General features: G+C 57.4%; 11 protein-coding genes and 1 pseudogene. 5 read left to right on the top strand and 7 right to left on the bottom strand.

The window, feature by feature from the left end:
- Window positions 1-136 precede the first annotated feature (136 nt).
- Together FQ705_RS29130 and FQ705_RS29125 are read right to left on the bottom strand one after the other, a co-directional pair.
- Window positions 137-1045: a LysR family transcriptional regulator gene (locus tag FQ705_RS29130; RefSeq protein WP_186308055.1), complete on the bottom strand. Its 909-nt coding sequence runs from the start codon at window positions 1043-1045 to the stop codon at window positions 137-139.
- A 257-nt stretch (window positions 1046-1302) separates the two neighbouring features.
- Complete coding sequence (locus FQ705_RS29125; RefSeq protein ID WP_144147467.1) at window positions 1303-2499, bottom strand: L-dopachrome tautomerase-related protein; 1197 nt, start codon at window positions 2497-2499, stop codon at window positions 1303-1305.
- A 332-nt stretch (window positions 2500-2831) separates the two neighbouring features.
- Here FQ705_RS29125 and FQ705_RS29120 point away from each other — a divergent pair, with 332 nt between their 5' ends.
- From FQ705_RS29120 to FQ705_RS29100, 5 genes and pseudogenes are all read left to right on the top strand, one after another.
- On the top strand, window positions 2832-3164 hold the full coding sequence (locus tag FQ705_RS29120) for an ArsR/SmtB family transcription factor (protein WP_144147464.1): 333 nt from the start codon (window positions 2832-2834) through the stop codon (window positions 3162-3164).
- 82 nt (window positions 3165-3246) lie between these two features.
- Window positions 3247-4332 carry an ACR3 family arsenite efflux transporter gene (gene arsB, locus FQ705_RS29115; protein WP_144147630.1) on the top strand — a complete coding sequence of 362 codons (1086 nt, stop codon included), beginning with the start codon at window positions 3247-3249 and terminating at the stop codon, window positions 4330-4332.
- Window positions 4329-4754: an arsenate reductase (glutaredoxin) gene (gene arsC, locus FQ705_RS29110; RefSeq protein ID WP_144147461.1), complete on the top strand. Its 426-nt coding sequence runs from the start codon at window positions 4329-4331 to the stop codon at window positions 4752-4754. Before arsB ends, arsC begins: the two co-directional genes overlap by 4 nt.
- Entirely contained in the window at window positions 4751-5515 is a 765-nt protein-coding gene (gene arsH / locus FQ705_RS29105) for an arsenical resistance protein ArsH (RefSeq protein ID WP_144147458.1), read from the top strand. The genes arsC and arsH overlap by 4 nt, the downstream gene beginning before the upstream one ends.
- Window positions 5484-5849: pseudogene (locus FQ705_RS29100) on the top strand (MFS transporter); the annotation flags it as partial. The gene arsH and the pseudogene FQ705_RS29100, both read left to right, overlap by 32 nt.
- A gap of 184 nt (window positions 5850-6033) precedes the next feature.
- On the opposite strand, the gene FQ705_RS29095 reads toward FQ705_RS29100, so the two are convergent.
- The 5 genes from FQ705_RS29095 to FQ705_RS29075 all read right to left on the bottom strand — a co-directional run bounded on the left by FQ705_RS29095 (window position 6034) and on the right by FQ705_RS29075 (window position 12203).
- A complete protein-coding gene (locus tag FQ705_RS29095) occupies window positions 6034-6615 on the bottom strand; it encodes a GNAT family N-acetyltransferase (RefSeq protein ID WP_144147455.1) in 582 nt (193 codons plus the stop codon).
- A 443-nt stretch (window positions 6616-7058) separates the two neighbouring features.
- A complete protein-coding gene (locus FQ705_RS29090) occupies window positions 7059-7709 on the bottom strand; it encodes a DUF4410 domain-containing protein (RefSeq protein WP_260854655.1) in 651 nt (216 codons plus the stop codon).
- 542 nt (window positions 7710-8251) lie between these two features.
- Window positions 8252-9328, bottom strand: coding sequence for a porin (locus FQ705_RS29085; RefSeq protein WP_260854662.1), 1077 nt, complete (start codon window positions 9326-9328; stop codon window positions 8252-8254).
- A 212-nt stretch (window positions 9329-9540) separates the two neighbouring features.
- The gene (locus tag FQ705_RS29080) at window positions 9541-10251 is read right to left on the bottom strand and encodes a YczE/YyaS/YitT family protein (protein ID WP_144147446.1); all 711 of its coding nucleotides are present in this window, start codon (window positions 10249-10251) and stop codon (window positions 9541-9543) included.
- Between the two features lie 182 nt (window positions 10252-10433).
- On the bottom strand, window positions 10434-12203 hold the full coding sequence (locus FQ705_RS29075) for an amidohydrolase family protein (protein WP_144147443.1): 1770 nt from the start codon (window positions 12201-12203) through the stop codon (window positions 10434-10436).
- Window positions 12204-12455: the final 252 nt, after the last annotated feature.

Raw genomic sequence — 12455 nt, 5'->3', positions numbered from 1 at the left:
CTGCTCGACCGTACCGACGAGCGCTTCTGATGCGTTGTCACGTTGGTTGCGGCCGATCAGATGCCGTTTTTTTGAAAGCTGTTCAGCATACATCTACCTGACGGGCACACATAATACTTGATCCGAAAACTTCCTTCTACGCACGCCCATACGACATGCCGGTCTCTCCGCGGCCTTCCGTCAGATGCTTTTCGAGTTGCTGGACAAATACCTTGAGTCCCTGCGTGCCCGCATGGCTAATCGACGTCATCATGCACACGCCAACTGACAGCGCGGGTTCGAGTTGCCTGACCGCAAACGTGTCCGCAGCCGATTGCGCCGTATATTCGTCGATGATCGTAAAGCCGATGCCGCTCTCTACTAACGCGCGCGCCAGATAGTAGGTCTTGACCTGGATCATCGGCACGCGACCGCCTTCGTCGAAGCTCGCCAGCGTCGCGTTGATGATCGAGCCAAGCGGGTCCGTGGAGTCCAGACTGATCCACTTCGAAAAGTCGAGTTCGCGAAGGTGGACCGGCCCGTTCGCCGCCCAGTCGCTACGGGCTCCGAACAGGACGGCCCGCGCCCGACCGAGTTCTTCGATAGCAATCCCGGCCATCGGCGTCGGTTCGAAAGCAATACCGATGTCGATTTCCTGCGCCAGCAGCAGTGCCGACAAGGTCTGCTGGTTTTCGGTCCGGATATTGATCGAGACATCCGGGCAGAGTCGCGTGAATGCCGCGACGGCGCGCGGCACGAGACTCAATCCGAGACTCGGAATACAGCCGATGCGAAGCATGCCGCCAGGATGCGAAGCCAGATTGCGCGCGAGATGCCTGACGCGATCGAGGCTCGCGTGCAGAGTCTTGGTCTCCTGGAACAACAACATTGCTTCAGGCGTCGGTTTCAGCCCGCTGGGCAGCCGCTTGAAAAGCGCAACGCCGAGACTGTACTCGGCCTGCGCGAGCATCTTGCTCGCCGCCGGCTGCGAAATGTTCAGCAGACTGGCGGCGCCCGAAAGCGAGCCAGCCTGCATGACAGCGTGAAAGACTTCGATATGACGCAAGCGCATGGTCGTGGACGAACAAAGGGATGCTTCGGCATGTCAGACTTCGCATGGCACCCGCAAGTCGACTTCGTGAGGCCGCTTTGTTATGCAGCGGATGCCGAAGCAAGTTTAGCGCAATGGCCACGCACCACCTCACCGCGATTCTTTCACGGCGGCCTCAGGTCGGCCTCAGGTACGACGGCATCCAGGAGGTCACTCCCACATAGAGCACGCTGGTTATGCTCGAAACACAAGCGCTGCTAGGGGCATTCGCGCTATCCCGCGAATCCTTGTGCTGGTTGCTGCGGCAAGCGAACGCGGAAAATCGAAAGTTTTCCTTCAGGTGGGTAACCGTTAGAAAAGTTAAGTTCGTGCAAGTGCGAATCCGCGATGTACAGGTAACCGTTCTGTATGGCAAAGCCATCGGCCCATGAAAGCTGGGGGTGCTTGCCGACGAATGTCTTCTGCACCAGCTTGGGCTTTCCGTCGATCTGGACGATATCGAAAGCCACCACCGTGCGATTTTCCAGATCGCCGCCATAGAGCACGCCCGCCGCGCTCATGATGAGACCGCCTGTCAGCGCGCCATCGCCAAGGGATTGCACGCGCTGCGATAAAGCTTCGGCGGACAGCGACGTGTCGATCAGCGCCGCGGTCGGCACGCGCCAGTAATGGTGATCAGTCAGCGGCCGGTAATAGACCCACTCGCGATCCGGAGAAACGGCAATGCCGTCGGTTTGCAAAACGAGCACGCCGCCATCGAGTTTGCGTGCAATGCGCTCGCCGAACATCAGATGCTGGCTTGGGTCCGACATGCTGGAGCGGTCGCCCGCCAGCAGCAGACGCGACTCACCGCTCGTCAGATTCGTGACGGCAATGCCGCCCTGATTGCCGGCGTTGCTGAGATAGGCATAGCCATGCTTGAGATCCACGCGGATATCGTTGAGCGAATCTTTAGGCGTGACGAGTTCGCCATAGTTGAACTGACGCACGATCCGACGCGTGTTGAGATCGAATTGCACGAGCTTGGGCGGCTGACGTTTCTGATCGACCGAAGACAACGAAGAATCGAGCGCCCACAAATGATCCTGTTCATCCACCCATAGCGCCTGCACCGAAATCCACTGACGCGCGCCATCTGCATCGGCTTGATAGGTGTTCCAGCTTTCGTCCGGAAAGGGAGTCAGCGTACCGGTCGCCGGGTCGACTTCGACCAGGCTGTAGCGCGAACGCTTGACCGACGCCGGCGCTGTCGCGAAGACACGTCCTTGCCGCGATACACCAATGCCGACGAGCCGGAAATCGTCATCGAAGCTCGCCACGGTTTCGAGGCGCGGTGAGATCGCGGCCGAAGCGGCGATCGCATACGAGTCCAACCCGAGCATGCCTAACACCGTGGCGCCGATCGACGACAAGACTCGCCGCCGCATCAGGTGCCGACGAATCAGTTGGTGCGGTTTGTCCGTTCGCATTTGTGTTCTCCCTGATGATCCGCTCTGGCGAGCTTGCTACCCGTCGGAGAGAAACAGCAAAAGTCGCGCCTATCGCCTACAAAACGCTATCAGATTGGGGTGGCTGTTGGAGCGGCAAGTGTTGAGTCGAGCGAGTTGATACAACCAAGAAAGCAATCAGCCCGCCAAACCGGCCTGACGCCGTTGCAAGAAGCGGGGGCCGCCGGGTAGCGTCCGAGGCTGAACGGCCGTTCCTCGTCTAATGCAGCCTTAAGTAAGGCCAAAGGCGATAAGCACCGCCTTCATTTCAAGATTACTTGAAATATAAAAGCAATTGTCCTATCCTTCGATCCATGGACTCAATCCTTGTTGTACGCGCACTGAGCGCGCTCGCCCATGAATCACGCCTCGCGATCTTCCGCACGCTTGTCGTCGCAGGCCCGGACGGTATGCCTGCCGGGGAGATCGCGCAGCAGCTCGGGATATCCCCATCCGGTCTGTCCTTCCATCTGAAGGACCTGTCGCATGCGGACCTCGTCAAGCCACGTCAGTCGGGTCGTTTCGTCATCTACTCGGCGAACTTCGATGCAATGACGGACCTGATCGGCTTTCTCACCGAGAACTGCTGTGCCGGCGTAACCTGCGCGGCGAGCGATCTCCCCAACTGCTGTGGAGACAAACCATGAGGCGAATGCATATTCACGCCGCTGTCGAGAACCCTCGGAGCGGGGCGCGAAACCCGGTGTGGACCACATCGGCGTTCAGGTCATGAGTAGCAGTGAAACGATAGCCCGGCCAGCACGTCCCGCAATTGGATTTTTCGAACGCTATCTGACGGTTTGGGTTGCGCTATGCATCGTGGCTGGCATCCTGCTCGGACAGATGCTTCCGATGGTCTTTCAGGCCATCGGAAGCATGGAAGTCGCACAGGTCAACCTGCCGGTCGGAGTACTGATCTGGATCATGATTATCCCGATGCTCGTCAAGATCGACTTCGCGGCGATGACTCAGGTAAAAAGCCAGTGGCGCGGCATTGGTGTCACGCTGTTCGTGAACTGGTTCGTCAAGCCATTTTCAATGGCGTTCCTCGGCTGGATTTTCATCAGGCATGTCTTTGCACTCTGGCTGCCCGCGGACCAGCTTGACAGTTACATTGCCGGGTTGATCCTGCTGGCCGCAGCACCCTGCACGGCGATGGTGTTCGTCTGGTCACTACTGTGCAAAGGCGATCCCTATTTCACGCTGTCGCAGGTCGCACTCAACGACTCGATCATGATCGTGGCATTCGCGCCGCTCGTTGCGCTGCTGCTTGGTCTGTCAGCCATCTCGGTGCCATGGAATACGTTGATCATCTCTGTCGGCCTGTACATCGTCATCCCCGTCGTCCTTGCACAACTGCTACGCAAACACCTGCTTGCAAAAGGCGAAGCGCATTTCAGGCACGCCGTGACGCGTCTTGGTCCTTATTCGATCTGCGCGTTACTGGCGACGCTGGTGCTGCTGTTCGCGTTTCAGGGACAAGCCATCATCCGCGAACCGCTCGTTATCGCAATGCTCGCGGTGCCGATCCTCATTCAGGTGTTTTTCAATTCTGGCCTCGCGTACCTGCTCAATCGTCGGCTGGGTGTCGCGCATTGTGTCGCAGGGCCATCGAGTCTGATCGGTGCGAGCAACTTTTTTGAACTTGCTGTGGCTACCGCCATCAGCCTGTTCGGTTTTCATTCGGGTGCGGCGCTCGCCACGGTGGTCGGTGTATTGATCGAAGTGCCGGTCATGCTGCTGGTCGTCAGCGTGGTCAACCGCTCGCAACACTGGTACGAGGCAAAACACAGCATTGAAGGGCAACGTTCATGAGCATCACGATCTATCACAATCCCGATTGCGGGACATCGCGCAACACGCTAGCCATGATTCGCAATGCGGGCATCGAACCGCAGATCATCGAATATCTTGAAACGCCACCTGAGCGGACAACGCTCAAGGATCTGTTCCGGCGCGCAGGTATGACGGTCCGCGACGCCCTGCGTCAGAAGGGAACTCCGTACGCTGAATTGTCTCTGGACAATTTAGCGCTCACGGATGAGCAGCTTCTCGATGCGATGCTCACGCACCCGATCCTGATCAATCGACCGTTTGTCGTCACGCCACACGGCGTGCGCCTGTGCCGCCCCTCCGAACTCGTTCTCGAGATTTTGCCCGAAGCAATGAACAGGCCGTTCACGAAGGAAGATGGCGAAGTGGTGATTGATGACAAAGGACGGAGAGTCAATAAGTGATCAATGGATTGCCCAACGTCAGCGAGCCTCATCTCGACAGACCGAACCTGCACAAGCTGACACCAGCCATCGCATCGCAGCATGCACCGCGAATTCTTCTCCTGTACGGCTCCCTTCGGGAAACGTCTTACAGCCGCCAACTGACTCTTGAAGCAGAACGCATCCTGCGCCATTTCGGCGCTGATACGCGAGTCTTCGATCCGCATGGCCTCCCGGTCGTGGACAGCGTTGCGGCCGATCATCCGAAGGTCGTTGAACTGCGCAAGCTGTCGGAGTGGTCGGAAGGACAGGTCTGGTGCAGTCCCGAACGACACGGCACGTTGACGGCGGTCTTCAAGAACCAGATTGACTGGCTACCGCTTGAAAGTGGTGGTGTGCGTCCTACGCAAGGGCGCACGCTTGCCGTCATGCAGGTATCCGGCGGCTCGCAGTCATTCAACGCGGTCAACGCCCTGCGTGTGCTGGGCCGGTGGATGCGCATGGTGACGATCCCCAACCAGTCGTCCGTCGCGAAGGCATGGCAGGAATTCGACGCTGAAGGCCGCATGAAGCCATCTGCGTATTACGACCGTATGGTCGACGTCATGGAAGAACTGTTCAAGTTCACACTGATGGTGCGTGACCGCTCGGACTATCTGACTGACCGATACAGTGAGCGCAAGGAAGCCCATCCTGAGCTTGCAGTGCAACTGGCTGCTGCTGCCATGGATCATGAAGCTAACACTGCTGATGACGACACGAACGACGGCGAAGCCGAATAACGGCACCTTTGCGACCTATGCGCTCGCAGCGGCGCAGCTCGTCTCATGGGGGTCCATCTACTACGCGTTCTCTCTTTTCGTCGTGCCCATGGAGAGCACGATGGGCTGGAGTCGGACAGCCACCAACGCGGCATTGTCGGTTGGCCTGCTGGTTTCGGGGCTGGCCGCTTATCCGGTTGGAACCTGGATCGATCACGGCCATGGCAGACGTGTCATGGTCTGTGGCTCCGTTCTTGCGGCCGCCATGCTAACGCTCTGGTCCTTGGCGGATAGCATCGTGACCCTGTTCGTCGTCTGGATTAATCTTGGCGTTGCAATGGCAGCGACGCTATACGTATGGCCCGGTTGAATGGACAGTGCTGCTAGTGTCGCTCGTATCGGCTGCTGCGTTCGTCTTCGCGATGCGTGTAAGAGCCGACAGACCTGTCTCGCCCGAACGGCCGTTATGAATGAAATCTAAATTTTACTGTTGTCGACTCGCCGTAGTTGGCCGACACTCGCCCCATCCGGGCGCGATTTCACGCTAGTTTTGAATAGACGCGCGTGTTCCGCAAACTACCATCCGGAGCGCGCCGCTCCTGTCGTAAGACACCTTCCAGTTGCATCCCGATGCGCTCGCAAACTCGAATGCTCCTGGCGTTCAAATCGTCGCAGATTGCCTCGAGTCGCTTCGCGCCGAAATTGCAAAAGGCATAGTTTGCCAAGGCATCGGCGGCTTCGCTGAACAACCCTCGCCCCACTAGCGACGATCTTCCCCAAAAACCGAGTTCAAAAGCTGGAACGCTCCATCTCGGCCGGTGAAGACCTCCGCATCCCACAACGATGCGCGACGTCTTATCGATAAACAAAAACGGAAAGTCTTTTCTGGCTTCGAAGTTTTCGAAGCCCGCAACGCAAAAGGCCTCGGATGCATCGATCGAGGGTGTTTCGAGCGCCCAAGGTAAGGACGCGGGAAACTGCCTGAGGCCCGCTAATGCGTCGACAGTGGCATCGAACACACCAAGCCCGTCACCAAGCCGAGGGCACCTCAGGATCAAACGATCCGTTTCGACCATCGTAGGTAAGTTTGGAAAGATCAATGTCGTCGAGAACGTCGGCAAGATGCAGATGCGCCAAATTGTCAGCGATTCAGGCCACCTTGTCGACTAGCCGATCTTGGCCGGCTCCCGTCTCATGCGTTGTCCATGATGACCACATCGATCGAAAACAAGCGACTCACCGGCCGCATCCTGGAACGGACATTCAGCGCCCGTTTATTGAGACGGCGGCTTCATTAGCGCGGGAAGCGTTTCCATCTCTCCCGCGCGCTTTTCGTTTAGTCTGGCAAACCGATGCGAGGCCGCCGAAAATAACCGTTAAGGCTGTCATCTTGACTGCAAGCATTGACCCTGAGTATTGATGGTGAGCCAGCGACAATGCGGCAAGAACGAACGCGAAACGACGAATGCCCAATACAGGGCACGCGAGGGTAACGGCTCCGGTATTCTACGGCGCTAGTGGTACGCTCGTTTGAGCTGTCTCGAAGGAGGCAGCAACGCGTCAATCACTGCGCTATCTCGTGCAGCTTTGCGATCACCGAATTCGCGATCTGCTGTGCATTTTTCCTGATCGTCTGTTTCTCGTCTCCGCCCGCCATCACGAACTTGACCGCGATCACATACGGGTTGAGTTTGATCACCGCACCTGGCTTGTCCTTGCTGTTGGCCTCCTCGACTACCTGATAGAGCGGAGGCAAATCGGTAGTCGCGAGGCTGTCGCACGATACTGCTACCTGAATATCGTTCTGGCCTGCACCAAAACCGACCATCGCACGCCTTAGACGATTGCCGTCGTCGACGCTCAGAAACACGCCCCGTATTTGCCAGCCTGCTGCGGGCAATGGCTGTCCGGGCGCAATACGGCGCGCATCGACACCAGCCTTTTTCAGATCCACAGTCAGCGCGTCGGCCATCTCGTTCACAATGTCCCTGGCGTGGTCCTGCGGACTTTTGTCCTTGCCCATTGGCCCTGGACCACTCGGCAGCAGACCGCGCAGGCGGCGCATACGCTGCCCTGGTCCGCTGTCAGGTGTCACGTTCGCTGCATCGAGCTCGAAGTCGGACACATAGACGACCGGTGGCGGCGCTGCGAACGGGGGGCTGTCCGCCGCAGCGCTGAGTGTCGACGCCGCGCCCAGACATGCCGCCGCCATCATGAGGAGCAGAAATCGACGCTGCATGGCGCATCTCCACGAATGTCTTATATACGCGGAGATTGTACTTCTCACTGCCTCAATCAGCTCAAGCGATGCGCGATAAGGCTTCTCACGCCGCCGTGGTTCGGCACTGCGCAGCGCACGTCGTGACCTGCAAAAAAATGATTGGCCTGCGCGGATAACGAACAGCCTGTGGAGCGGAAGCGGGTGAGCAACTTGCAAACGAACTACCCACGGTTGCCGACGATCTGCGCGGAAGCACCGAATGTCGCCTCCTGGCCGACTATCGCCTCAGGCGATTCGCCTAGAAGGCCGGCGCCTGCCACGGCAAGGGTCGGTAGCAGGCGACTTGATCCTGCGTCGAGGGTCCTCATGAGGGCTCACTCGCCCGAGGAGGCCGAGACTCACTGCGTTGGAGTCGGGCCAGTAACGACAAACACACCGGCTGACCGATTCCAACAAACCGTTGCATCACCGGTTGAATCCGCCACCCGCCTCGGCCATTGGGCCCTGTCCAGCTTTTAGAGGCAGTGCAGCTATGTCTAGAACCGGGCGCGAATCCCGACCCCCGCAGTCTCACCTGACGACATCCCGGCAAAACGGTCGGACATATACACCGCATAGAGATCGGTGCGTTTGGAAAGCGGGTAATCGTATCCCAAGGACGCAGTCTGACGCGTCTGGTTGAGTCCGCCCGAATCGCGCGAATAGGCGTAGGAAGCGAGAATTCTGCTAGTGCCGATAGCAATCGTCATCCCACCCACGAACATATTCACGTGAAACGCCTTGTTGATCACGTCGTTGTTCATATAGGTGTATTCGCCATATAGCTTGGCAACCGAAAATTCATACGAGGCAGCCAACTGGGCCGCTGACTGACTATGAAATCCTTTGATCAGAGAATTCAGATCGCCTGCCGTCGAGTTGAAGTTCGCGTATTGATAAACTCCGCCAGCGGCAAAACCGCCATTGCGATAAGAAGCCTGCATCGAATATTGCTTACTGCCGTTGTCCGTGCCGCTGTCGCCAAACGCATACATCGCGTGTCCGCTCAAACCATGAAATTCTGGCGTGGCGTACTGGATTGCGTTGCTCCACGCAGTGCCGCCAACGAGCCCCTGATCCGTCTTGTACGCCGGATATGTACCCAGCCCGGCATACATCTGCACAATAGTCGGCGAGAACGTGAATGACGCGTAGAAAGGATTGAACTGACAGGCCTGCAAATACAGCGGACTGCTCTGGCGTCCAAGCGTGATTGTGCCCGCCGGTGTCGAGAGCCCGACATAGGCATTGCGCGAGAAAAGCGGATCGCCGTTGAAGGAACCGTACGCGCCGTTCTGTGGGCGGAAGAATCCCTCGATAGCGAAAATCGCCTTATAACCGCCCGCCAAATCCTCCTTGCCGCCGAACCCCCAGAAGGAGGTCGACAAACCGCCGCCGCCTTCCTGCCAACTGACGGATTTACTGGGGTATTTCTGAATGCCGACCCAGGTGTCGACGATTCCATACATCTGTACACTCGATTGTGCGTGTGCCTGATTACCTATTGCCATAGCGACGATGGCCGCGGCAATTCGACAAATTGTTTTCAGTGTGACAACGCAAGCACGTTCCATAAGCATGGTGTGGTCTCTTCTCTTTTCAAAGGGCGAGTGAATGCCGACGTCCTGATCGACGTCTCGAAATCGGAGTCATAACGGAAGCAACAACAGACAGTCAGAGCTGGAATCGGTGTTCGTCGTGCAGTCACAGATCAGATGTGGCGGGGTGCCGCCAGCGATCCGCGGGTGACCACACAACCATGACCGTCAATAGCCCATTACCTGGATCAGTAAGTTCGATGTTCCAGCGATCTTCGTTGATAGGACGAAATCGCCATTTTTATTTTCCGGAACAGAAAGAAATAGAGTTTGATGTACTGTCCCACCAGAATCGCGTTCATGAAGGTGCCTTCACGAATGAACCTGGGACCGCCGAGAAGCGCGAAGCCAATGACAGCGCTGACAATCAGAAGCGTGCAATCGAAACTAGTCTTGATGTCACCCCATCTGAAGCCCGTCCGCTTGAAAAGCGTATTAACGAACATGTCAATCGGCATGAGCACGAGGTTTGCGCGGATCATCAGGAACAACCCGAACGCAAGCAAAGCGTCGGCGAACGCGAGCAAGAAGAACTTCATGAAATAGTCCTGAAATCCGATCGACCGGGTCAGCATCAGGTTCAGATCCAGGCACGTCGCCAGCACAAATGCCGGAATCAACGAGGCAAAGTTCTTCAGTGTGAAATCCTTGCGCGCAACCAGATACGTAAGGGCCAACATGAACAACTCGAGAATGAAGTTGTACGTTCCCTGGCTCAGACGCGGGTACACCAGGGTCATGGTGCGGGTCAGACTGCTTTGCGGCGAAATACCTATGCCCGCCCTGATTGCCAGACTGATCCCCATAGTCAATATGTAAATCCCAACGACGTATGTGAACCAGCGCCGTGTCAGCCTGCCGGTATCAATGACTTCAGCTTCCCTTGCATGGTGCGCCATGACTGTCCCTTCGTTGTCTGCCTGCTTCGAGCGGTGCCGTACGCTACTGTCGACGACGGTACGCCGCGCTATTGTCGGGGTATTCTGCGACGTACCCGGCCGACCGCGCCGGTTCCATCCTGGCTCGCCAGACCGCCGGGGGCCTAAGCACCCGGCAGGCCTGCTCCTGGTCTCGGTCTACGTCAAACCATGAAGCCGAAACGGTCGAGTGAGATGAACAGCGTCAGCAGCTTGTTCACCACGGGCTCACCTTCATTGTGGTTACCCAATGCCTCCAGGGCTGCGTCGATGTCGCGGGTTGCCGTGAGCAGCCCGGCAAGGTTCATGTTGGCCTGGACACCATAGATCTCCAGGGGCAGCACGGCCTTCACCTGTTTATTCTCTGAGACGACGCAGCCACCTGCATAGCCGTCGACCTGCTGAAGGCAGTCAAACATTTCCACGCTGTCCTGACCAACCGCCACGAAGTAGGCTTTGGGCGCGGGCCAGAAGGTCGCCACGGCGCCGCGATCAACATAGACGCCTTTGAACAAACCATTGACCACATGTCGCTTGCCATTGGCATAACGCTGTACGACGGAGATCCGGTTGAGATTGGCACCCCCAAATTCAGTGACCACCTTGCCGTCCCGGAATGGCACCCACACTTCCTGGTAGAACTTTTCGTGGCCGCGGCCATAGACGTCGAACAGATACACCTTTGCCTGCTGACCATCCGCAGAGATTTCCAGCGGCACCAGGTCCAGCTGTTCCGGCGTCAGGTCGCCGAGACCCGGCGATGCCTTTTTCACCATGCCGGAATAGTCGATGTCGGCGTGCTTCAGCAGCTTGCGATCTTTGGCAACCAGTTCTCCGTCCTTGAAGACAAAGCGTGGGTTGATCTTCGACAAGCTGTCGGTCAACACGATATCCGCGAAGCGGCCCGGCGTCAGCGAACCAATCTTGTTGTCCATGCGGAACGCGCGCGCTGTGTAGAGCGTGGCCATCTTGATCGCCTTGATCGGTTCGATACCCATTTCTGCACACAGAGAAACGATCCAGTCCATGTGGCCCTTCGTCAACAGCCGGTCCACCGAAATATTGTCGGCGCACAGCTGGAAATTCTCGGCTGGCCACTTCCGTTTGACGATCGCGCGCAGCATGATCTTGATCACTTCGGGGCTGCCGACGCCGAACTTGACTTGCGTCTGCAGGCCGTAGCGCACGCTTTTCTCGATGTCGTCCTCTTTCCACACATCATGGTTGGCGAAAGCGCCAATCGCGGGCATGTAGTTCAACATCATGTCCGACAGCGTGGTCACGCCCCAGTGCGTGTTCATAAAGCCGCCCTTGGCACGCCCCAGAGCCGATTTACGGAAGTCGTCGTCATTGCCCACGCTGTACGTAAGGTGCGCTAGCTCCCCGAGACCGATGATGGGGTCCATCTTCAGCAAAGCGTCGGTGACTTCGACAGAGGTCTTCTTGCCCGGCGCAAACGCAAATACGCGATACGGCAGGCGGTCGTGGTTTTTGAAAAGCTGCTCGGTGGCCTGCACCGCTTCCGCGCCTGCGGCGCTCACGAAATCAAGACATTCAGAGAAAATGGTGGTCGTACCGCACGGGACGATGGCCTCACCAAACGCGGCCGGATGGGCTAGCTGGGCTTCGAAGTGAACGTGAGCATCGATCAGACCCGGAATGGCGTAAAGACCTTCACCGTCGAAAACCTCGCGCACCTTGATAGCCGTTTCGTCAGGATTCAAGGCGACGATGCGCTTGTTGTAAATGAGAATAGACCCTTGATAAACCGATTCGCTGTGGACATCGAGGATGTTCAGGTTCTTCAGGAGAAGGTCGGCTTCCTTCCTGCCGTTGAGAACCTCAAAGATCGCTCTCACCTGATCGTAATGGGCGTTGACCTCGCCATGCGGTCCCGCTGCCGTGACGCTTCTCTCGCTGACTTCTTGATACATGGTTGTCTCTCTTCCTTAATGGGTTTTGACCTACTTTTGCCGCGCCGCAACAGACACGTTCGTGTCGATAGATGTGATGGAAAAGGTCGCTTGAAGCAGGTGTCCCCTTTCCACTTCCAGACGCCTAAGCCCGCGGTTGTTGCCATTAGGACCGAAGTGAGGGTTTATAAAAAGAAGCGTTTTTTGCACGGAGCGTGCACTTTTCGAGTACGCTAAAGCCAGCGAGGGGGACGGGCGGATATGCTTCATTCA

It is taken from the genome of Paraburkholderia sp. BCC1884, assembly GCF_900996225.1.
Taxonomy (GTDB): Bacteria; Pseudomonadota; Gammaproteobacteria; order Burkholderiales; family Burkholderiaceae; genus Paraburkholderia.
The sequence above is the reverse complement of the archived record's forward strand: the minus strand, read 5'-3'. Positions and strand labels throughout refer to the sequence as shown.

Excerpts from the sequence above, each read along its gene's own strand:
- FQ705_RS29125 (WP_144147467.1), bottom strand. The coding sequence starts at position 2,499 with ATGCGAACGGACAAACCGCACCAACTGATTCGTCGGCACCTGATGCGG.
- arsC (WP_144147461.1), top strand. The coding sequence starts at position 4,329 with ATGAGCATCACGATCTATCACAATCCCGATTGCGGGACATCGCGCAAC.
- FQ705_RS29085 (WP_260854662.1), bottom strand. The coding sequence starts at position 9,328 with ATGGAACGTGCTTGCGTTGTCACACTGAAAACAATTTGTCGAATTGCC.
- FQ705_RS29090 (WP_260854655.1), bottom strand. The coding sequence starts at position 7,709 with ATGATGGCGGCGGCATGTCTGGGCGCGGCGTCGACACTCAGCGCTGCG.
- FQ705_RS29080 (WP_144147446.1), bottom strand. The coding sequence starts at position 10,251 with ATGGCGCACCATGCAAGGGAAGCTGAAGTCATTGATACCGGCAGGCTG.
- FQ705_RS29120 (WP_144147464.1), top strand. The coding sequence starts at position 2,832 with ATGGACTCAATCCTTGTTGTACGCGCACTGAGCGCGCTCGCCCATGAA.
- arsB (WP_144147630.1), top strand. The coding sequence starts at position 3,247 with ATGAGTAGCAGTGAAACGATAGCCCGGCCAGCACGTCCCGCAATTGGA.
- FQ705_RS29075 (WP_144147443.1), bottom strand. The coding sequence starts at position 12,203 with ATGTATCAAGAAGTCAGCGAGAGAAGCGTCACGGCAGCGGGACCGCAT.